The organism is Paenibacillus sp. KACC 21273 (assembly GCF_028736095.1).
Classification (GTDB): Bacteria; Bacillota; Bacilli; order Paenibacillales; family Paenibacillaceae; genus Saccharibacillus; species Saccharibacillus kyungheensis.
On the sequence record NZ_CP117876.1, the window covers coordinates 3498779 to 3519981 of the forward strand.

General features: G+C 40.4%; 21 protein-coding genes. 3 read left to right on the top strand and 18 right to left on the bottom strand.

Annotated features, from left to right (window positions below; all coding sequences use genetic code 11):
- Positions 1–30 precede the first annotated feature (30 nt).
- The 7 genes from fabG to PQ460_RS15275 all read right to left on the bottom strand — a co-directional run bounded on the left by fabG (position 31) and on the right by PQ460_RS15275 (position 5451).
- Positions 31–780, bottom strand: a complete 750-nt coding sequence (gene fabG, locus PQ460_RS15245) for a 3-oxoacyl-[acyl-carrier-protein] reductase (RefSeq protein WP_204824612.1) — start codon at positions 778–780, stop codon at positions 31–33.
- Positions 781–835: 55 nt separating this feature from the next.
- A complete protein-coding gene (gene fabD / locus PQ460_RS15250) occupies positions 836–1768 on the bottom strand; it encodes an ACP S-malonyltransferase (RefSeq protein ID WP_274170333.1) in 933 nt (310 codons plus the stop codon).
- Positions 1769–1814: 46 nt separating this feature from the next.
- Positions 1815–2804 (bottom strand): beta-ketoacyl-ACP synthase III, encoded by a 990-nt coding sequence (locus tag PQ460_RS15255; RefSeq protein WP_273615739.1) that lies wholly within the window; start codon positions 2802–2804, stop codon positions 1815–1817.
- Between the two features lie 86 nt (positions 2805–2890).
- Positions 2891–3874, bottom strand: coding sequence for a phosphate acyltransferase PlsX (gene plsX / locus PQ460_RS15260; protein ID WP_274170334.1), 984 nt, complete (start codon positions 3872–3874; stop codon positions 2891–2893).
- The gene (gene fapR / locus PQ460_RS15265; RefSeq protein WP_204824616.1) at positions 3858–4454 is read right to left on the bottom strand and encodes a transcription factor FapR; all 597 of its coding nucleotides are present in this window, start codon (positions 4452–4454) and stop codon (positions 3858–3860) included. Before fapR ends, plsX begins: the two co-directional genes overlap by 17 nt.
- A 322-nt stretch (positions 4455–4776) precedes the next feature.
- Entirely contained in the window at positions 4777–4950 is a 174-nt protein-coding gene (gene rpmF, locus PQ460_RS15270) for a 50S ribosomal protein L32 (RefSeq protein ID WP_069327428.1), read from the bottom strand.
- 60 nt (positions 4951–5010) lie between these two features.
- Positions 5011–5451, bottom strand: coding sequence for a YceD family protein (locus tag PQ460_RS15275; RefSeq protein WP_273615737.1), 441 nt, complete (start codon positions 5449–5451; stop codon positions 5011–5013).
- A 221-nt stretch (positions 5452–5672) separates the two neighbouring features.
- Here PQ460_RS15275 and PQ460_RS15280 point away from each other — a divergent pair, with 221 nt between their 5' ends.
- Complete coding sequence (locus PQ460_RS15280; RefSeq protein ID WP_274170335.1) at positions 5673–6893, top strand: nucleotidyltransferase; 1221 nt, start codon at positions 5673–5675, stop codon at positions 6891–6893.
- A 22-nt stretch (positions 6894–6915) separates the two neighbouring features.
- On the opposite strand, the gene PQ460_RS15285 is transcribed toward PQ460_RS15280, so the two are convergent.
- The 4 genes from PQ460_RS15285 to PQ460_RS15300 all read right to left on the bottom strand — a co-directional run bounded on the left by PQ460_RS15285 (position 6916) and on the right by PQ460_RS15300 (position 9756).
- Positions 6916–7914 carry a YlbL family protein gene (locus PQ460_RS15285; RefSeq protein ID WP_274170336.1) on the bottom strand — a complete coding sequence of 333 codons (999 nt, stop codon included), beginning with the start codon at positions 7912–7914 and terminating at the stop codon, positions 6916–6918.
- Positions 7915–8033: 119 nt separating this feature from the next.
- A complete protein-coding gene (gene coaD, locus PQ460_RS15290; protein ID WP_274170337.1) occupies positions 8034–8549 on the bottom strand; it encodes a pantetheine-phosphate adenylyltransferase in 516 nt (171 codons plus the stop codon).
- The gene (gene rsmD / locus PQ460_RS15295) at positions 8542–9126 is read right to left on the bottom strand and encodes a 16S rRNA (guanine(966)-N(2))-methyltransferase RsmD (protein WP_274170338.1); all 585 of its coding nucleotides are present in this window, start codon (positions 9124–9126) and stop codon (positions 8542–8544) included. The genes coaD and rsmD overlap by 8 nt, the downstream gene beginning before the upstream one ends.
- 246 nt (positions 9127–9372) lie before the next feature.
- Complete coding sequence (locus tag PQ460_RS15300; protein ID WP_273616281.1) at positions 9373–9756, bottom strand: NucA/NucB deoxyribonuclease domain-containing protein; 384 nt, start codon at positions 9754–9756, stop codon at positions 9373–9375.
- A gap of 451 nt (positions 9757–10207) precedes the next feature.
- On the opposite strand from PQ460_RS15300, the gene PQ460_RS15305 reads away from it, so the two are divergent.
- Positions 10208–10384, top strand: a complete 177-nt coding sequence (locus tag PQ460_RS15305) for a YjfB family protein (RefSeq protein ID WP_274170339.1) — start codon at positions 10208–10210, stop codon at positions 10382–10384.
- A gap of 143 nt (positions 10385–10527) precedes the next feature.
- Here PQ460_RS15305 and PQ460_RS15310 read toward each other — a convergent pair whose 3' ends face one another.
- The 4 genes from PQ460_RS15310 to PQ460_RS15325 form a co-directional block, all read right to left on the bottom strand.
- Positions 10528–11439 carry an SMP-30/gluconolactonase/LRE family protein gene (locus PQ460_RS15310; protein WP_274170340.1) on the bottom strand — a complete coding sequence of 304 codons (912 nt, stop codon included), beginning with the start codon at positions 11437–11439 and terminating at the stop codon, positions 10528–10530.
- A gap of 14 nt (positions 11440–11453) precedes the next feature.
- Positions 11454–12116: an SGNH/GDSL hydrolase family protein gene (locus tag PQ460_RS15315; protein ID WP_273615731.1), complete on the bottom strand. Its 663-nt coding sequence runs from the start codon at positions 12114–12116 to the stop codon at positions 11454–11456.
- Positions 12117–12170: 54 nt separating this feature from the next.
- Positions 12171–12950 carry an alpha/beta hydrolase gene (locus tag PQ460_RS15320; protein WP_274170341.1) on the bottom strand — a complete coding sequence of 260 codons (780 nt, stop codon included), beginning with the start codon at positions 12948–12950 and terminating at the stop codon, positions 12171–12173.
- Between the two features lie 187 nt (positions 12951–13137).
- Complete coding sequence (locus PQ460_RS15325; protein ID WP_204825023.1) at positions 13138–13971, bottom strand: AraC family transcriptional regulator; 834 nt, start codon at positions 13969–13971, stop codon at positions 13138–13140.
- A gap of 111 nt (positions 13972–14082) precedes the next feature.
- Here PQ460_RS15325 and PQ460_RS15330 point away from each other — a divergent pair, with 111 nt between their 5' ends.
- Positions 14083–16119, top strand: coding sequence for a beta-galactosidase (locus PQ460_RS15330; RefSeq protein ID WP_274170342.1), 2037 nt, complete (start codon positions 14083–14085; stop codon positions 16117–16119).
- Between the two features lie 204 nt (positions 16120–16323).
- Here PQ460_RS15330 and PQ460_RS15335 read toward each other — a convergent pair whose 3' ends face one another.
- The 3 genes from PQ460_RS15335 to PQ460_RS15345 form a co-directional block, all read right to left on the bottom strand.
- Positions 16324–17832 (bottom strand): UxaA family hydrolase, encoded by a 1509-nt coding sequence (locus PQ460_RS15335; protein WP_274170343.1) that lies wholly within the window; start codon positions 17830–17832, stop codon positions 16324–16326.
- Complete coding sequence (locus PQ460_RS15340; protein WP_274170344.1) at positions 17829–19328, bottom strand: tagaturonate reductase; 1500 nt, start codon at positions 19326–19328, stop codon at positions 17829–17831. The genes PQ460_RS15335 and PQ460_RS15340 overlap by 4 nt, the downstream gene beginning before the upstream one ends.
- Positions 19329–19679: 351 nt before the next feature.
- Positions 19680–20729 (bottom strand): phosphotransferase, encoded by a 1050-nt coding sequence (locus PQ460_RS15345; protein WP_274170345.1) that lies wholly within the window; start codon positions 20727–20729, stop codon positions 19680–19682.
- Positions 20730–21203: the final 474 nt, after the last annotated feature.

Consider the following 21203-nt stretch of genomic DNA (forward strand, 5'->3'; position numbering starts at 1 on the left):
CATATCCCTAAAAGGGATATTGTACTTCTTTTACATGTACATACCGCCATCCACATGAAGCGTCTGTCCTGTCATGTAAGAAGCTGCTGGTGATACCAGGAAAGAAACAACCGATGCAATTTCCTCGGGTTGACCGAGACGTGCAAGCGGAATCCCTTCTAGCATTTTGTTACGCAGTTCTTCACTCAGTTCATCCGTCATATCTGTTGCAATAAATCCGGGCGCCACACAATTCACTGTGATGCCACGTGAAGCTAATTCTTTTGCCGACGCTTTGGTTAAACCAATCACACCTGCTTTGGCTGCGACATAGTTAGCTTGACCGGGGTTACCCAGTACACCAACTACAGAAGAAATATTAATAATGCGACCGTAACGTTGTTTCATCATGGGACGAGTCACCGCTTTGAGGCAATTGAATACGCCTTTGAGATTCGTCTCAATCACTTGATCAAATTCGTCTTCTTTCATTCGCATGATCAGGTTATCACGGGTAATACCTGCATTATTAATCAAAATGTCGATTTTACCAAATGTTTCATTAACTTGTTTGACCATTGCTTCTGCTTCCGCAGCAATACCTACATTGGCGCGAACTGCAAAAGCTTTGACACCTAATTCTTCGATCAGACGTACTGTTTCGTTAGCAGCATCTTCACTACCTGCATAGTTAACTGCGATATCTGCTCCAGCTTCTGCTAGTGCAAGCGCAATACTACGACCTATTCCTCGCGAAGCTCCTGTAACCAAAGCAGCTTGTCCTTGAAGTGGCTTACTCATAACATACGCATCTCCTTTTCAAATGAATCATCTGATCCGGCTTCTGGAGGGAAGATTATACTTCCACTTGAAGTGCTTCTATACTTTCCAGACTGCTTATATTAATCAAGCGCACATTTTTATCTATTTTTTTGATCAATCCTGTCAATACGTTCCCAGGACCAATTTCGATAAAAGTATCCACACCTTCATTGATCAGAAAGCGAACACTATCTTCCCATAATACAGGAGAGTATACCTGTTCTACCAGTAATGCTTGAATCTCGCTTGCTGTGGTAACGGTTGTTGCTGTGACGTTCGCTACTACAGGCACTGTAGCATCGCGGAAAGATACCGACTGCAAACGCTTAGACAATTGATCTGCCGCTGATTTCATCAATGAAGAATGGAAAGGCCCACTGACTTCAAGCATGATCGCGCGCTTGCCACCAATTTCTTTGACTCTTGCAGATGCAGCGTTAACGCCTTCTACCGAACCGGATACTACAATCTGTCCAGGACAGTTCACATTCGCAAGTTCAACAGCATGCCCTGTAGCCGAAATTTCAGCACATAATGCTGCTAAAGGTTCACGTTCTGCTCCAAGTACGGCTGCCATAGCTCCTTGACCGGATGGTACGGCTTGTTCCATAAATTGTCCGCGTGCACGAACAATCGCCACCGCTTCTTCAAAATCTAAAGCATTAGCTGCTACAAGAGCGCTATACTCACCAAGACTATGTCCTGCTACATAATCAGGTGTAATATTTTTAGATTTCAAAGCTTCCAGTAAAGCGATACTAGCTGTTAACAAAGCAGGTTGTGTATTCGCTGTTTGTTTTAATTGCTCTTCCGGTCCTTCAAAAGCAAGCTCACTGATACTAAAACCTAAAGTTTGATCAGCTGTTTTGAATAATTGTGCGGCTTGAGGTAATGCATCATGTACATCTTTTGCCATACCTACTTTTTGCGCACCTTGACCTGGAAATACAAATGCTATTTTACCCATAGGAATAATCTCCTCCCTATTACTTCTACTCTTCCAATATATATAATTACCAGACTAATACGGATGCGCCCCAAGTCAGACCGCCACCAAAGCCAACCATGACTACACGGTCGCCTTCTTTGATACGTCCTAATTCTACCGCTTCTACCAATGCAAGCGGAATCGAAGCCGCTGATGTATTCGCGTATTTGTCTACATTAATCATGACACGATCTTCTGATAATTCCAGACGATTCATTGCAGATTGAATAATACGAATATTCGCTTGATGCGGAATTAAGATATCGATATCGTCTTTGGTCATTCCAGCTTTGCGAAGAACTTCATCTGTTGCTGAACCCATAACACGAACAGCAAATTTGAATACTTCACGTCCACCCATACGAATATAATGTTGATTATTGCTTAACGTTTCTGTTGAAGCTGGCAAACGTGAACCACCGGCTGGCATCGTCAACAACTCGCCACCAGAACCTTCAGCGCCTAGATCGAATGATTTGAAACCACGACCTTCGCCTACTTCACCAATAATAACTGCTCCAGCACCATCACCGAACAATACACAAGTGTTACGATCTGTATAATCTGTAATACGAGATAGTGTATCTGCTCCAATAACAAGCGCATTTTTATATAAACCCATTTGCAACATACTCGTTGCAGATGCTAATGAATAGACAAATCCAGAACAAGCTGCTGATAAATCAAAAGCCGCCGCGTTTTTTGCACCTAATTTATCTTGCAAAATACAAGCGGTTGACGGGAAAAACGTGTCCGGTGTAATCGTAGCTACAACAATCAAATCCAATTCTGTTGCATCCATACCTGCTGATTCTAATGCTTTGAGGGCTGCTTCATACGCCAAATCAGAAGTTGCTTGCTCAGGAGCTGCAATATGACGTTCACGAATACCTGTCCGACTGACAATCCATTCGTCATTCGTTTCTACCATTTTTTCAAGATCAGCATTTGTTAATATTTTTTCAGGAACATATTTTCCTGTTCCGATAATTCCGATAGGTAAAACATTAATCATTGGTGTCACTCTCTTCCCACTAATTTCCTCATCGTTTTCATTCCATGTCATTACGGTGGGGATGGATAAAACATGACGCAAGATGCTTATTGTATAACTTCTTTAGATATATTTTCAACTAACTGATTGCTGATCGCTATTCTTGCTTGACGAACAGCATGCTTAATGGCTCCAGCATCAGATGAACCATGACTTTTGAGAACAAGCCCGTTCAATCCTAGCAGAGGAGCGCCTCCATGCTCTTTGTAATCCAGCTTGCTTTTTAGACCGCGAAGTTCAGGCATCAATAACGCTGCTCCAATCTTCGTTTTTAGCGATTTGCTAAATTGTTGCTTGAGCAGCGAGAACATAGCGGATGCTGTACCTTCAAGTGACTTTAACATAATATTTCCTGCAAAACCATCACAGACCAGTACATCGCATACACCATTAAGTACATCACGTGCTTCTACATTGCCTACAAAATTAATAGGCAATGCTTCTAGTAACGGATACGCTTCTTTGGTTAATTCATTTCCTTTGTTCGCTTCTGTTCCTACGTTTAATAATCCGACACGCGGATTAGAAATACCATGAACTTTATCTCTATAAATGCTTCCCATTAGTGCATACTGGGCTAGATGTTCTGGCTTCGCATCCATATTCGCTCCAAGATCAAGCGCCAGTGTACCGCCATCATCAATCGTTGGAATCATAGGCGCCAGCGCAGGACGTTCGATGCCTTTGATACGACCGACAACCAATAAACCTGTTGTCATCAGTGCACCTGTATTCCCTGCTGAGATCATTGCTTGAGCATTGCCTTCTTTGACCATACGACCTGCTACGACCATCGAAGCGTCTTTTTTGCGACGAACCGCTTTGACAGGCTCATCTTCAGCTTCAATGATTTCAGTCGTATGTACTATTTTTAAATTGGATGGAATCTCTGTAAGTAGTGCCCGGATACGAGATTCGTCTCCTACTAAAATGATCTCGGTATCTTGCCATTCTTTGGCGGCTTCTAGCCCACCTAATACATTGCTGTCTGGAGCGTGATCTCCGCCCATCGCATCAATGGCGATTATCATGATCTACTCCTCCTTCATGCTGTTCTTCACCGTCTGATCGATAAATCGTAAAGTTTCCTTGAAATACCATTTCTTCACCAACATAGGTCAGCACTTCTACTTTAGCTTTTCCTTTGCGTGAAGGGTTTGATTGTACGTATGCTTTGGCAATACATTTTTCACCTAGATGAACCGAACGAACAAAACGAATATCTGCCGATGCTGTCAAAGCAATCGCATCGTTAATAACCGCTACTGCTAATGAATTCGCCTGTGCAAAAATATGATGTCCACGTGCAATCTGTGTACGAGAAAATATATGTTCTTCACGAATTTCAAAAATTGAAATTCCGCTTTTGTCGAGTTGCAGATCAACAACATCTCCGATGACTTCATCTAGAGGAAGTGATTTTACCTGATCGTAGGAGCGCTCAGCCATCAACTTCATTCGCTCGCGCAACTCCGGTATTCCGAGTTCCATTCGATCCAGACGAATCGTCTGAATACTGACTTTTAGTTGTCTGGTTAATTCTTGATCAGTCACAAACGGATTCTCTTCGATAATCTTCACGAGCCGTTGTTGTCGCTGCCGTTTGGGCAAACGTTCGATGGCTACGCACCTCCTTGGTGTTACGCATATCGCACACAGATTTAGAATAGTTATAGAACATACCAACTATAATCTCTATATTGTTTATTACAATTCATAATATATGTAAACCTATGTGGTTTTAGTTGTTATTCATTTTTTAGAACCTGGTACTAAGAATGTAGTATAAAGCATATTGCACCAAAAAGAAAGTGCCTGGTCTAGGTTATACTCCAAACTTCTTTTTTCTGTGAACATTGTGTTGTATAGATAAAAGTCTACATACAAAAAAATAGTACTTCACCAAAAGATGAAGTACTACCTTTGTGAAAGACTATTGTTTGATAATCTCTCTTGATTTGTATGTTCCGCATACTTTGCAAACGCGGTGAGCCAATTTCATTTCTCCGCATTGCTCGCATTTCACCAAACCAGGTACTGCCAATTTAAAATGTGTACGACGTTTGTCACGACGTGTTTTGGAAGTTCTCCGTTGAGGTACTGCCATTGTTCCCACCTCCTTCATCTAATCAATCTTATCCAATGAACATATTACATGATCATTAAATCACTTAAAGAAATCTTTGAGTCCTGCCATTCTAGGATCGATAGGTGTGTTGTCACAACCGCAATCCTGCTCGTTCAGGTTGACTCCGCATGTCGGGCAAAGACCTTTGCAGTCTTCACTGCATAATACTCCAGGTGGAAGTTCAAGTACAGCAGCTTGTTCCATATATGGAGCTAGGTCAACAGTATCTGTATTCACATACAGCGTATCATCGTCTTCTGCTACATCTTCTGGTTCTTCACCATGCTTGAATTCTTCCTGAATCTTGAACTGTAAGTTCAAATCCACAGGCTTCAGACAACGTACACACGCCATCTGTAAGTCAAGTTTCAGTGTTCCTTGTACATCAACCACTTCATTGACTCTTTGCGCCGCTTTCACATCTACTTGGAGAGGTGTATAAGACAGAACATCGCTATGTTCCTTTAAAATGGAACTCATGTCAAGCGTGTCATGAAACTCTATCGGTTGATCGCTTTGCGCCAATTTTCTAAATTGAAATTGCATCATTATCACTCCAAACAAACAAAAATTATTATACCGATTATACGCAAGCTTTGTCAATGAATATTTGTTAAGGTATTTTGGTTAACACCTATTTTCGTTTATACTTATACCTATATTCGATCTGAAAGCTTGAAATTTGATAAAGGAGCCTACCTATGAAAGTCGCAGGAATTATTGTTGAATACAACCCGCTTCATTACGGACATTTACTTCATTTGCAAAAAACGCGCGAACACACACAAGCTGATGCTATTGTAGCTGTGATGAGCGGTGGCTTCACACAACGTGGTGAACCGGCTATTTTTGACAAATGGGCACGCACAGAAATGGCATTACAAGCTGGCTGCGATCTGGTGATCGAACTGCCTTCTGCTTATACGGTACAACCTGCTGAATGGTTCGCTTATGGAGCTGTATCACTTCTTGAACATACTGGAATCGTACATTCACTCGTATTCGGCAGTGAGTCTGGTTCGCTCTCCCAATTACAGGCTTTAGCTGACCTGCTAACGAATGAATCACCTGAACTGCGCCTGCTGATACAGAATAGTCTCAAAGAAGGCATAAGCTATCCTCGAGCGCTTGGTCAAGCAGTAGCCCGTCTCTATAGTATACCAGATCAAGCCGCATCTTTGTTAGCACAACCTAACAATACACTCGGACTTCAATATATTATTGCGCTTAATCGTCTACATAGTTCGATAGTTCCTGCTACGATCCAGCGCGAACAATCTCAGTATCATGATCTGCAACCGACTCATCATCAAATTGCAAGTGCTACAGCGGTACGTCAGTTACTTCTTAATAATGATCAGCAAGCCTCTTCGTATTTGCCAGAGACTACGATGAGTATTATTCAGCGTGAAGTTGCAGCAGGACGAGGTGCTGTAGAGCTTAATCAACTATGGCAATCTTTATTTCAAATGATTACAACTCATTCACCTGAACAATTGGCACAGTATTATGATATGAGTGAAGGCTTGGAATACCGCTTCAAAAAAATATTACCTACTTTGCAAAATTGCAGTATTACCGATCTGATTACAGCACTCAAAACCAAACGTTATACGTATACCCGATTACAACGGCTTATCGCTCACTTGCTATTAGGTCATACGACATCTGTATTAAATACTGCTAATTTGAAAAAAGGACCCGGCTATATTCGTGTACTAGGCTTTACCAATACAGGTAGAGAATTATTACGGCAAATGAAAAAGACCGCTTCTCTGCCGGTGATTACACGACCAACAGATACCGATCATCCTCATATGGAACTAGATATTCGTGCTTCCGCGATTCAAGCTTCTTGCTTTGCGGCGCAACAATCTTCTTATTTATATTCGGATTATCAACGTTCTCCGATAAGAGTATAGACATGTATAATCCAAATTAATATTACGAAGTAGATAATGTATTTAATGCTTTTAGTGCATCATCCAAAGTACTGACAGGAATCAATTGCATAGAGGATTTCATTTTGGATAACTGCGCTTTGGCATCTGCATAATTGCCTTGAGGCACTAGAAAAATAGTAGCTCCTGCTTGCTGAGCAGCGACTACTTTGTGCTGAACACCACCAATTTCTCCCACTTGACCTTGAGGATTAATCGTTCCTGTACCTGCAATACGATGTCCTCGGGTCAAATCCCCTGCTGTTAATTGATTATAGATTTCTAAAGTAAACATCAATCCAGCCGAAGGCCCACCGATATTCGTATTGGCAAAATTGACTTCATGTCTGGCATCCTCAGGCGCAATTTTTTGCACTTCTCCGATCGACACGCCAAATCCGACACGTGTTTGTCCCTGACTATCTTTAAATTGGGTTAGTCCAATTTGTTCGGTGACTTGTGAGCCTGCACGTTCTAGTACTACTTTCACTTGCTGACCGTCTTTTTTAGTTTTTAAGACTTGTTCCAACTGTTCAAAAGAAGTAATCGATTGACCATCAATAGAGATGAATTTATCTCCTGCATGAATCGTTGTATTGGTATCGGGTACACTGACGACAAATACATATTGCGGCTGTACACGATAAGGAATACCTGCTTTTTTGTAGGCAGCAGCGATCGCATAAGATTGTGAACTACTCATGTAATACAACTGCTCTGCTTCGTATTCAGCACGATTACTCTGGATCGTTTTGCGGACAATTTCTTCGTTAGAATCAAACAAAGAAGCAATCAGCATCGCTGTATTAGCATACGTTACAGAGATAGTCGTTAGCATAAATGTTCCTTTTTCATCGTTCTGTCCACCTGTCACACTGACAATCGGCTTCAGTTCATCTGCGCTACCAGGTCCATTGATCATATAAGGTGTTGGCATATACACAAGCACATACACAAGAATAACAACACAGATGATATACAATAAAGATTGTTTGCGACTCATCGGGGATTTTAATAATCGGCCAGGCATGGTTTTCGCTCCTTTGATTCTTTTACAGCCTATATTCATGGCTACTCTTATTATCCCATGCTTATGTTTTCAATTCCATATTGGCAATCTAGTTACTCACTATCCGGTCCTTGACTGAATTTTTGCTTTAAATGTTGCTCTATAATAGGAGGTACAAAGTCAGACACTTTTCCATTAAAGCGAGCAATCTCTTTGACCACGCTAGAACTTAAATAAGAATATTTCGGATTGGTCATCATAAAAATCGTTTCTGCATCAGGATTGAGTTCACGGTTGATCGAAGCCATTTGTAATTCATACTCAAAATCAGTCACTGAGCGAATACCGCGTACAATCACCTGTGCTTGACGTTCACGTATGTAATTCGCTAACAGATCGCGAAAACTTTCAATCGTCACATTAGGTAGATCGGCAGTAACTTCTTTTAACAATTCGACTCGTTCTTCTACACTAAATAAGGGCTTTTTGCTCATATTGTTTAGAACGGCTACAACCAGATGATCGAACTGTTTAGCAGCGCGATGAATAATATCCATATGTCCCATCGTAACAGGGTCAAAACTGCCTGGATATACGGCTAGATGGGACTTGGTGATATGTTCACTCATGAGATGGTTGTCCTCCCTGTTGTTGTGGCTCATATTCGTATACATTAATCGCTGTTTCTCCATATACTGCATGACGAATACCTACAAAATGTTCTACTTCTTGTGGATAATCATGACCTGACTCATATTCCAAAACAATCGTTGCGGCTGGCGCTAACAATCCACGTTCATGCATTTCGTTCATCAGTTCAATACCATTTTTCATTTTATAAGGAGGATCGAGAAAAACAAGATCAAATGTAGCTTCGCGTTTGGCTAATACTTTGAGCGCACGTCCTGCTTCATTACGGTACACTTCTGCTTGTTCCGTTAACCCTGTTGCTTGTAGATTGCCACGAATCACTTCGATACTTTTATGTTCCAAATCTATAAATACCCCTTGCTCTATACCACGGCTGAGTGCTTCGATCCCCAGACCACCTGTACCTGCAAAAAGGTCTAATACTTTGCCACCATCAAAATAAGGTCCAATAATACTAAAAATTGATTCTTTAACTTTATCTGTTGTCGGACGTGTTCCATTACCCGGTACAGCTTTTAATGGACGTCCTTTGGCACTACCTGATATGACTCTCATCTTACGCTCACCTGTCTTTATAATATTTCGTAGCACAGTCTATTTTTACCTCATATGTTAGTTCTACGATGTACAAAGCTATCGTATCATATCATGTCTATGGTTCAAAAGGAATGTATCCTAAGCTTAGATCAGCAGGATAAATATAGTAATAGATATAGCGATATATAAATTGAAAAGCCCCTACAATGACTGTAGGGACTTTTTGTATTTTAAAATAGGTATACATATGACATCTAAAGTTGATTATTGCACTATGAATTTCACTTTGGTTCCATCTGGATATTTGGTGAGTTGGTTGCCGACCCAAGAACCTGCTCCACGATTATCTGACGGGGTCACATAACGGATATCTGCTCCTGTTCCGCCTTCCAGACACATCGCCATTGGCCATTCATCACGATCATAACCGGACTTAGTAGGTACTCCTTTTAAAGAATCTTCACGTCGTTGGTCTGCTCCATCACGATCAATCGTACAAACATCAGAATGTCCATCTGCAATGGCATCTTTGATATGATCTGCTGTTTCAGGGTAACGACTCGTTGGAAAAGTAAGCGTGTAATCATAGGCTGCTGCTGCGTATACCGTATTATGTATTTTGCCCTCGCCTTGAAATAAAACCGACATCGTAACCAACATCATAAACGTCATAGCTGTAAACAAAATCTTTTTCATACATCAACTTCCTTCCATTTTTTATTTAAATAATATAAGAACTGAGATTATTTTAACTTACATTTGTGATTTTTAAAATAGGTTTATGTAAATTTAACAAACATAAATTGTGAGTAATATTTAATAATGCCCTTCATTTCAGATTACATTTTACATATAGTTAACATTTTCCTTACATGAATAAACAAAAAAAGAACCCTGCCGATAACCGACAGGGTCTATATTTATATTTATTTCAAAAGGGGTATGCATGTATCTTAACCACTCCAGATGAAATTAATCTGATGATTGCCTGAAAATAAGATTAAATTTCTATACTTTTCATTTATATTTTGAAAAAGTTGTCCGATATATATTAGGTATGCCTTCTCATCCAATAAAGGCAACGAAAGGAGGTCCTATCATGGATATCGCTGCATTATCCACAGCAATGAGCCAAAGCTCGCTTTCACAAGCTGTAGGTATCAAAGTACTTTCGTTATCTAAAGACATGGCTGAACAACAAGGTCAACAGATGGCAGAAATGCTCAAACAAGCACCTCACCCGAATTTGGGAGGATCACTAGATATTCGCGCTTAAAAGAAGTTAAGATCACTTTTCTTTTCTTCTATTTCTGCCGAATATGTAGCCTTGTCTGTGTTACACAGACTTGGGAACAGCGCAAAAAGCTTCAGTCTCGATCGATTGAAGCTTTTTGCGCTGTTTTTATAGAATATTTACTATTACGATATAGATTGCTCAAGACTAGATGCACGCTGCCCCTGATTAAAAGCAATAGTAGGCATACCTTTTACACCCGGCTTAACCATAAATAAACCGCCTGCTAAAGGTTGATCTTCGCTATCATCTTGCGCTGTAGTGATATACAGTTCATCCAGATGTTCACCGCCAAAAGCACAAGAAGTCACACAATTTACAGGTAACGATACTTCACCTATGACTTCTCCACTGGTCGGATCAATACGTGAGACACGTTGACCTCCCCACCGAGCGACCCATAACATACCTTCTGCATCGATCGTCATTCCGTCAGGGTATCCTTCACTTTCATCTACTGTAGCAATCACTTGTTTGTTCGAAATTGTACCTTCTTGCACATCATAATCAAAAGATACAATTTCAAGTGTTGGTGTATCAATATAATATAAAGTGCTATGGTCTGCACTCCATGCTAATCCATTAGACGTGGACACTTCATCTATCAGCAAAGAAACATTGCCCTCTGTACTCAAGCTGTAAAATGCGCCTTGCTCTGATTCTCCATTCAAACTCATTGTTCCTGCAAGAAAACGCCCTGCTGGATCGCATTTACCATCGTTAAATCGGTTACCCGGTCTACCTTCTTCAGGATCATGAATCAAGATTTTCTCACCTGTCTGAATATTCAAGCGATACAGACCACTAATCAGTGCGACAATCACTTCATTTTCCAAATAAGGTACTACGGCACTAATATGTTCCCCCACATCTACTGTACGATCTTGCTGAGTAGATGGATCATAAATATGCAATTGATAGCCTTCGATATCTACCCATAATAATCGCCCAAATGATTGATCCCAACTTGGTCCTTCACCTAATTTGGCTTTGGCATCGATTACGATATTTGCTGTATAGGTCTTAATAAGTATCACTCCTTACATTTCCATTATGTCGTAGAACGGTTCCAATCGTATTGAACAGCTTGCAAGAATGAACGAGCAAGCACTAAATGTCCATTTTGATTCGGATGAACATGATCCCATCCATTGGATAATGAAGCTGGATATACATAAGCGGATAATGCGTCAAAAGCAGCTTGAGTATCGACAAAGATCGCTCCTGTTTCTTGCGCAATTCGCTTCACTGCTTCCCCGTATACATCCATTGTGGCACGCATCGGATCTTCAGTCGTTGTCGATAAGTAATAAGGAGTCATTAAGACTAATCCTTTTACTTTCGGTAACGTCTGTTGTACCAGTTCACGCAAAGTCTGTTCATATTCTTCTAAATATACATGCCAATCAGTTTCTAGCGGATGACTGAATTGTCTCCATACATCATTGATCCCGATCATAATAGATACCCAATCTGGATCATGTTTGAACACATCTTCTTCCCAGCGTTCTTTGAGATGTTTGACTTGATCTCCACTCGTTCCTGTATTAAGAACACGAATATTATAATCAGGATAAACCGTTTGCAAAAGAGAATCGACTAAAGACACATACCCATTGCCAATCTCCCAGTATTGCCCTACAGGTCGACCGCGTCCACAATCTGTAACCGAGTCACCAATCATTAATAATGTGCTGTTTTTTTCAATTTTCATCTCTATCCATCTCCTCTACACTGACAAAAATAGGGTCATCGGCTAGTGTATAGATTACCAACCCTGACGTTGAAGCCAAATCATACATTGCTTGGTCCAGTTTCCCATAACTGGGTGTTCCAAAGCAAGCCCCTGCCCATGTCCACCACTCTCATAAATATGTAATTCAAATGGAACATGATGCCGTTCTAAAGCCAGTGCCATCTGCAAACTATTTTGTACAGGTACTACATCATCATCTGTATTGTGCCAGATAAATGTAGGCGGGGTCTGTGCGGTAACACGTTGCTCTGCGCTATAATCAGCTATCTGTTCCTCTGAAGCATCTGATCCCAAAAGAGCTAATCTAGATCCTTCATGCCCGTAGTGCTTCATCGTAATAACGGGATAGCACAACATCATCGCATCCGGTCTCGAACTGATCGATTGAGTGATTCCTGCTACAGTTATCGGTTGTTCTTCATATACCGTACCGGTAATAGCGGCTAAATGACCACCTGCTGAAAATCCCAATATCCCTATTTTGGACGGATCGATTCCATATTCAGCTGCATGTGCCCGAACATAACGAATAGCACGTTTACCATCTTCTAACGGAATACGTTGCTGTTTTGGTAATAAACGATAATGAAGTACAAAAGCAGAAATACCATGTTCATTTAACCACTGTGCGACAGGCGCGCCTTCATGATCTGCACGATGTTCATATCCTCCACCTGGCAATACAATAACCACACTATCTGAAGAATCCACTATAAATGGTACCAAATAAGCTTTTTCTTCTGTAGTATTCATATCGTCTTCTACATCAATCCATATCTTTTCTACACTCACCTGATCATCCCCTTTCTGATATCACACTGGTTATCAATATATTGTAAGCGCTTAATAAAATCAACTCAATAATTGAAGCAGATCGGACCTATCCGCTTCATGATTCATTGATTAGACAAATATTATGTCATTTATAGATTGCTTCGAACTCACATGCACTCCCACTTATATGCAATAGAAGTTATATTCAATACAAATTACGAAATTGTTCAGGCGTTACATCTTCTAATCTACGGAATGTAGCTACAAAATGACTGGAATCTCTAAATCCTACCTGACCTGCCACTTCTTTGATCGTCATTCGTGGATAAAGTGTCATCAGTTCTTTGGCTTTACGAATACGTAGTAAAATAAAATACGCATACGCGGTCATACCGAATGTCTGTCGGAATAATGTATTTAAATGCCTTGCACTTACGCCTACTTGATCTGCCATATCTTCAAGCCCGATATTAGGATCGTCATAATGAGATTCCATAAATGACATCAATGGCTTGAGTCGTTCGACTGTATGCGATAACGAAGGAAGATTGTTTACACGTCCATGCTTTTTGAGCAATGTTAAAAAGCGGTATAGATCTGAACTGGTATCCAGACCGGATAGATCACGATCACTACGAATCTGTCCCAATAGACCACTAGCAAAAGTCTCTAATTCACATCCACGATCCCATTCATAATAAGCTGAATGCGATAAGCCGAGTGTAGATACAATCGCAAGAGATTGCGGGCCACCAAATGTTAAATAAGCCGTCTCCCATACTCCGCTTATTGGACGATATCCATGAGCATCTCGGGGTGCCAGTAATACACCTGATCCTGCTTTGACCGTATAGCTGGTTCCGCCAAAATAAAGCTCGCCTTCTCCATTTACCGCTTGAATCCAATGATAACAAGGATACCCGTCTGGACGATCAATCGATTCTTGATCAGCATTGTACCCGATACTCTCCATATGAATAGGTAACTGTAAGTCTCTGAGCTCTGTAAAAAAACGGCGGTCAGGTATAGTTACGTACATATTTTTCACTTCCAATCTCCATATTTTTATATACTAAGCGCATTTTATTATATTTTATAAGGGAACGAGTTGAATTACTATAGAGTTATTCTTATACAAGGAGTGACAGTCATGATTAGCAGCAAACTTCCTAAAATTTTTTACGGTGGTGATTATAATCCTGAGCAATGGGATCAACAAACTCACCAAGAAGATTTACAACTATTTAAACAAGCAGGAATCGATATCGCCACAGTCAATGTATTCTCTTGGGCACGCAATCAACCCGATGAGGTTCATTATCAATTTGAATGGTTGGATGAGTTAATCGATAGCCTTTATGAAAGCGGTATCTATACCTGCCTTGCCACAAGTACAGCTGCTCATCCGGCATGGATGGCGAAAAAGTATCCTGATGTATTACGCACCGACAAAGACGGCAGAAAACGCAAATTCGGTGGTCGTCATAACTCTTGCCCTAACAGTCCAACTTATCGTAAATACTCGACAGAGATTGCTAGTCGACTTGCAGAACGCTACAAAGATCATCCAGCTATTGTGGTCTGGCATGTATCTAACGAATACGGTGGCGATTGTTATTGTGACAACTGCGAACGAGCTTTTCGTGTCTGGCTCAAAACACGTTACCAGACGCTAGATGCATTAAATACAGCATGGAACACTTCTTTCTGGGGTCATACGTTCTATGACTGGGATGAAATTGTATTGCCAAGTAATCTAAGCGAAGAATGGGGAGACGATAATACGAACTTTCAAGGTATGTCTCTTGATTATTCCCGCTTCAACTCGGACAGCATGCTCGAATGTTATCAACTAGAGTATGATGCGATTAAAAGTGTTGTTCCAGATGCACTGATTACGACAAACTTGATGGGCTTTTTCAAGCCTTTAGATTATTTTAAATGGGCAAAACAAATGGACATTATCTCATGGGATAACTATCCAGGGCTCGATACACCTGTAAGTTATACCGCTCTTGCACATGATCTGATGCGTGGTATCAAAAATGGTGATCCATTTATGCTTATGGAACAAACGCCTAGTCAACAAAACTGGCAAGCTTACAATTCGCTCAAACGTCCGGGTGTAATGCGCTTATGGAGCTATCAAGCCGTGGCTCATGGTGCAGATACGATTATGTTTTTCCAACTTCGCCGTTCAGCAGGTGCATGTGAAAAGTTCCATGGCGCTGTGATTGAACATGTAGGTCATTCCAATACTCGTGTTTTCCGCGAAACAGCAGCACTGGGTAGCGAACTTCAGACATTGGGTGATACTTTGCTTGATTCGCGTATTGAATCCAAAGTTGCTATACTGTTTGATTGGGACAACTGGTGGGCGATTGAGAAATCAAGTGGGCCAACAATTGCGCTCAAATATGTAGATCAGATACATAAATACTACAAAGCCTTTTATAACCGTAATATTCAGGTCGATGTAGTTGGCGTAGATTCTGATCTTAGCGCATATGAGCTGGTCATCGCTCCTGTTCTGTACATGGTCAAACCAGGTCTAGCCGATAAACTAGAACAATTTACGCAAAATGGAGGCACATTTGTCACCACATTCTTTAGCGGCATTGTAGGCGAGAGTGATCTGGTTGCACTTGGTGGTTATCCTGGCGAGCTACGCAAACTGCTTGGCATCTGGGTAGAAGAAACAGACGCTCTACTTCCTACGATGCGGAACCAGATTGTAATGAATCAATCATTAGGTGATCTAAACGGCGATTATGAATGCGGAATGCTCTGCGATTTGCTTCATACCGAAGGTGCCGAAGTTCTTGCCCACTATGGTGATGACTTTTATAAAGGAATGCCTGTGCTTACCCGTAATACGTACGGCAAAGGAGAAGCATGGTATATCGCTTCCGATGGAGAAGAAGCGTTTATTGCTGGTCTTATGAAATTTGTAGCTGATCAAAAAGGAATTCAACCTGTTCTAGATACTCCAGCCGGTGTAGAAGCTGGACGACGTGTCAAAAACGGTGAACAATTCATTTTCTTACTCAACCATAATGCTGAAGTAGCTACGGTAGAACTGAACGATCTACAAGTAACCAATCTGCTCGATCCTGATCATACGGGTCAATCGATTGAAGTGCCTGCACGCGGTTCAGTGATTCTAAGTGCACCGTATAGCAGTTAAAACCAATTTAGAGTAATATCAATCTCAATTGGTAATATATGACATAGCAATCGATTAACATCCTTATTTTACCACGAATGAAGCGATACGTAAAATGTATTTAATTACATTTACGTATCGCTTTTTTCAATCTTATTTCTAGTTTTTCTTGTATTCTGAAGAGTGAATTTGCTGGCTTATTTTGAGATACTAGACAGCACTTTTTTATAAAATCACACCGTCTTTAAAAATAGCAATTTCACGAAAACCATGCTTTTCACTATTAGTCTGCTTACGTCCTGAAGCGATATCTACAATTGATGTTAATAGATCAAGTGATACTTCTTCCATCGTTTTGCCTTCTAATAATTGACCTGCATTATAATCGATCCAATGCTTTTTGCGATTGGCTAGATCGGATTGAGTAGCAATTTTCATAGTCGGTACAGGCCCACCAAAAGGAGTCCCTCTACCGGTTGTAAATAAAACAATATGAGCGCCTGCCGCTGACAAAGCAGTAACAGACACAAGATCATTACCCGGTGCTTCGATAATATTCAATCCAGATTGATGCACCCTTTGACCGTATTTTAGTACATCGATGACTTGGGAGTGTCCACCTTTTTGCGTACAGCCTAGTGATTTTTCTTCCAGTGTTGTGATCCCTCCAGCTTTGTTACCGGGTGAAGGATTTTCGTAAATATTTTGACCATGATTAACAAAGTATTGCTTAAATCCATTAATCAAATCTACCAATTCGTTAAATACTTGCGGAGTCTGAGCACGATTCATTAAGATGGTCTCTGCACCGAACATCTCGGGTACTTCGGTCAAGATAGCCGTTCCGCCAGCAGAAACGATAAGGTCAGCTACAGAACCGACTAATGGATTAGCTGTAATTCCAGATAACCCATCCGAGCCACCACATTTCAATCCTATTTTTAATTTGGACAACGGTACAGGTTGACGCGATATTTGTTCTGCTTGAGTAACCAATTCTTCTAACAGTAACAATCCTGCTTCGATCTCATCATCTTCTTCTTGAGCTTTGAGATAACGAACTTTGTGAGCATATTCGTCTGGAATAACTTCAGCAAATTGTTCAATCTGATTGTTCTCACAACCTAATCCAATTACCAAAACACCGGCGGCATTCGGATGAAGTACAAGGGAAGCTAACAACTGCTTCGTATATTCCAGATCATCGCCTAATTGCGAACAGCCAAATGGATGTGGAAAATGATACACGCCTTCTACACGTCCTTGCATATCTGCATGAGCAGTACGCGCTAGTGCTTCGCAAACTTTATTAATACAACCCACTGTATTGATAATCCAGATTTCGTTACGAATACCAACTTCACCATTTTCACGTACATATCCTTCAAATGTCTGTAAATGTTCAGGTACATGATTAGGATTCCAGCTAGGCGTAGGTTCATACCGATAATCTAATGTGCCTTCTAAGCCTGTACGCAGGTTATGCGTATGAATCCATTGTCCGGGTTGAATACGCTCTTTGGCTTTGCCGATTGAAAATCCATATTTAATCACATCTTGATCTGGAGCAATATCATGTACTGCTATTTTGTGACCACGTGGAATATGATCGCTGACATTTAGGATAGTCCCATTTTCTAAAATAATCGATTCGCCCGGTGATACATCTCGAAGTGCAATCACAACATCATCTTGCTTCTGAATCGTTATGCAATCTTTTATCATCGTATTCATTGCCGTTGCTCCTCCAATATATGAATATTTGATACAATAGCTGCTTCTAATCCTTGAATCTGTGTTAAATCTTCATCCCATATCTGCTCATCAGACAAAATAGAAGTCACAATATCGGATAACTGTGGTTGTTGCCAGTGTTCTGCAAGACGCTGAATATACTCTTTATTATCTTTGATCGTCAGTGTTGCACCTGAGAATGTCTGAGCTTGATGAGGTTGTCCTTCTTCTGCTGGTTGTAATCGGTATAATAAGATCAAAGCCGCCAGTGAATATACGATCTCAGCAGGCAGTTGATTATATTTTTCTGTATACGCTTTCAATGTTGGTAAAATTCTTGTTTTGAATTTGCTAAGACTATTCAGTGCGATATCTTGTAATCGGTGTTCCAGATAAGGATTACGGAAGCGTTCAAATGTTTCTGTCGCATAAGACTGTAGCTCTTTCTCATCTAATGTGAGTGACGGAATCACTTCTTCTGTAATCGTTGAAATTATCCATTGGCTAAGATGTGGATCGTCCATCACATCACGCACAGTGGTTTTGCCGTACAATAAACCAACAGGTGTCATTAACGTATGAGCTCCATTTAGGATACGTACTTTACGTTCTTGAAAAGGCTGTAAATCTTTCACCCAGTGTACATTAAGTCCAATCTGTGCCAGTGGTAGCCTTTTATCTAATTCAGGCTCTCCTTGAATCGCCCACAGATGATAAGGCTCTGCTGTATTGATAAATGAATCTTCATATCCGTATTGCTCTACCAAACGTGCATATTCTTCTTGCGGTGGCAACCCCGGTACAATCCGATCAACAAGATTGTTCAAAAAGCGCTGTGATTGTTCTATCCATTGCACAAAATCAGTACCAAATCTAAAGTCATCTGCATAACGAAGCACATACTGTTTGAGTACATCACCATTATTTTCAATCAATTCACAAGGTAAAATTAACAACCCATGACTTGAATCTCCTGCAAAATGTTGAAATCTTCGATATAAAAATACAGTTAATCGTGCAGGATAATTACGCAATGGCTCTCCTGCAACATAATCGATCGGTTCATACGTTAATCCTGCTTCTGTCGTATTCGATATAATAATATCCAGCGACTCTAATTCAGCTAACTGTAAAAATTGCTCCCATTCGGTATACGGATCGATAAACGTTTTGAAAACAGGAATAATCGATCGGTGCTCGGTCACTTCTCCATGTTGTACTCCTCTTGTAATTAAGGTATACAATCCATCTTGCTCTGCTAACTGTTGTAATTTGACTGCTCCATTGGGTGTCGGTGGGGTTAACGCAATACTGCCATGATATTTTCCTTGGGTAATACTTTCATAGATCATCCAATCAAAAAAACCTCTCAAAAAGTTACCTGCTCCTATTTGTAAAATTTTGATCGGCAATTGACGAATATTTTCAATCTTACGACGTTCATCCTGACTATTTATTCCGATTCGTAATGGTTGCATATATTTTCCTAGCGACATCGTATTCCTCCATTCCTTTATACATTTTCTTTTTGCTCATTTATAAATGGGTGTTATGCCTTTATACAGATCACTTGTTAAAGGATACACAATGACGTTCTCAATCGTTAAAATTGATGTATCAATATTGTTCACGTTAACATTTTACAAAATATGACTCTTATTTGCTACCTATTGTAGCATCAAATGAAGAAAAATAGTCAAATAAAATATATTTAAATATTGTGAAATATCTTTTTAACAACAGATATCCTGCATATGGTTTGGTTATACATAAAAAAATAGCGAATATCGATAACTTTTTCGACATTCGCTATTTTTATTTTCATTTTCGCGTCAATACAAAGTTCATTATTTAAAGATACGACGGCACAGTAATTGTAAAAGAGGACCACTTTTCTCATACCATTGTAGTCCAGCATCCAGACGTTGTGCTTGCGCAATTACCACGTCAGCATCATCGATCCCTTCAAAATAACGACTTAAAAAATGCATAAATACATCGATACGACGCAACAAAATAAGTAGTGGAATCGCTTCAATCTCTTGATCTGACAAATGAATCCGGGTCGCATACCCTTGCAAAAAAGCAGTACACTGCTTCTCATCAGCTACATTCCATTCGACTGTCTGCAACATATCTGACAAACAGACTGCCGGTTCCATCGCCCGTAAATCACGTGTCACAAATTCAAAATCTAAAATCGCTGTAATCTGTCCATCTGTAGATTCCAGCATATTGGATGCGTTCAGATCACCATGAATCAATTGATGAGGTAATGATACCAGACGAGTGATCCGCATCAACTGCTCACCCAGACGTTCTCCAATACGATATAAAATATCTGCGATACTATTAAAGTCTTCAGGCGGATGAGCACAAAATGCTTCTAATCGACCTGGACTACATAAAGGATACGATTGTCCCAACCGATAATAAGGCGGATAGACCGGATGCAGATCAATATCAATCTGCGCCAATGCGGCAGATAACTGCCCGGTCACCTGACCAAAGTGAAAAATCTCTTCTGTTGTTCTTAATTGAGGTGTATGACCATCCATATAATGAAATAACGCGGCTATTCTGCCAGCGCTACGAGAATCCTCTTCATTGACTGGCCCTGTAACATGAATTGTCTGTCCTTGGGTATCTTTGACAGGCTTCGGTGTATTCAGTCCAACTAGAACCGCAGGAAGCGCAGATAACACTTCATGTTCATAGCGAACTTTGTCCGGTTCTTTATGGGTTTCGTATCGTCGTAGCACATAGCGGCTAGACGCGTGATCTATAAACATCGTGGTATTATTCATACCGCCTTTGCCTTCAACCATATGCCAATTTCCAGATGGAAAATAATGATCTGCCAGTTGTTCCATGGAATCTATATATTCGCTTTCCAAAGGTTCCCCTCCTTGCTGCCTTTTGTAATGCGGGTAATGGAGAAGCTGATTGAGTCCATATCCATAAGAACTCTAGGTGCAGACACTGACTTATCACAAGCCCAAGTATGTTAGCCATAAAATGAGCTATTCAATCATACTTCATCTATTACATTGTCTGTCTACTATTCAGCAATCCTATCAGCTTATTGCATCTTATTTTCCGATGAAAAGCCAACGCATAACCTTTTACCTGTTCGTTAATAATATAACAATTCAGGTGTCCTTACCAATCCAAATTTTAGCGAATACCAAAAGTTTTACATTACACTTTGGTTACAGCTCATTTATGAAGGGATAGAGTCTATACTGATGATGATAGTCCTTTGTTACAGGATGTAAGGTGTATATCTGGGACAACTATATGTACAAAACAAAATCCTTTCCCTCAATGCAATAATCTGCTGTAAGGAAAGGATTCACTCATATATAGCA

Coding starts and splice junctions, on each gene's coding strand:
- fabG (WP_204824612.1), bottom strand. CDS start 780: ATGAGTAAGCCACTTCAAGGACAAGCTGCTTTGGTTACAGGAGCTTCG.
- fabD (WP_274170333.1), bottom strand. CDS start 1,768: ATGGGTAAAATAGCATTTGTATTTCCAGGTCAAGGTGCGCAAAAAGTA.
- PQ460_RS15255 (WP_273615739.1), bottom strand. CDS start 2,804: ATGATTAATGTTTTACCTATCGGAATTATCGGAACAGGAAAATATGTT.
- plsX (WP_274170334.1), bottom strand. CDS start 3,874: ATGATAATCGCCATTGATGCGATGGGCGGAGATCACGCTCCAGACAGC.
- rpmF (WP_069327428.1), bottom strand. CDS start 4,950: ATGGCAGTACCTCAACGGAGAACTTCCAAAACACGTCGTGACAAACGT.
- PQ460_RS15275 (WP_273615737.1), bottom strand. CDS start 5,451: ATGAGTTCCATTTTAAAGGAACATAGCGATGTTCTGTCTTATACACCT.
- PQ460_RS15280 (WP_274170335.1), top strand. CDS start 5,673: ATGAAAGTCGCAGGAATTATTGTTGAATACAACCCGCTTCATTACGGA.
- PQ460_RS15285 (WP_274170336.1), bottom strand. CDS start 7,914: ATGAGTCGCAAACAATCTTTATTGTATATCATCTGTGTTGTTATTCTT.
- coaD (WP_274170337.1), bottom strand. CDS start 8,549: ATGAGTGAACATATCACCAAGTCCCATCTAGCCGTATATCCAGGCAGT.
- rsmD (WP_274170338.1), bottom strand. CDS start 9,126: ATGAGAGTCATATCAGGTAGTGCCAAAGGACGTCCATTAAAAGCTGTA.
- PQ460_RS15300 (WP_273616281.1), bottom strand. CDS start 9,756: ATGTCGGTTTTATTTCAAGGCGAGGGCAAAATACATAATACGGTATAC.
- PQ460_RS15305 (WP_274170339.1), top strand. CDS start 10,208: ATGGATATCGCTGCATTATCCACAGCAATGAGCCAAAGCTCGCTTTCA.
- PQ460_RS15315 (WP_273615731.1), bottom strand. CDS start 12,116: ATGAAAATTGAAAAAAACAGCACATTATTAATGATTGGTGACTCGGTT.
- PQ460_RS15325 (WP_204825023.1), bottom strand. CDS start 13,971: ATGTACGTAACTATACCTGACCGCCGTTTTTTTACAGAGCTCAGAGAC.
- PQ460_RS15330 (WP_274170342.1), top strand. CDS start 14,083: ATGATTAGCAGCAAACTTCCTAAAATTTTTTACGGTGGTGATTATAAT.
- PQ460_RS15335 (WP_274170343.1), bottom strand. CDS start 17,832: ATGAATACGATGATAAAAGATTGCATAACGATTCAGAAGCAAGATGAT.
- PQ460_RS15340 (WP_274170344.1), bottom strand. CDS start 19,328: ATGTCGCTAGGAAAATATATGCAACCATTACGAATCGGAATAAATAGT.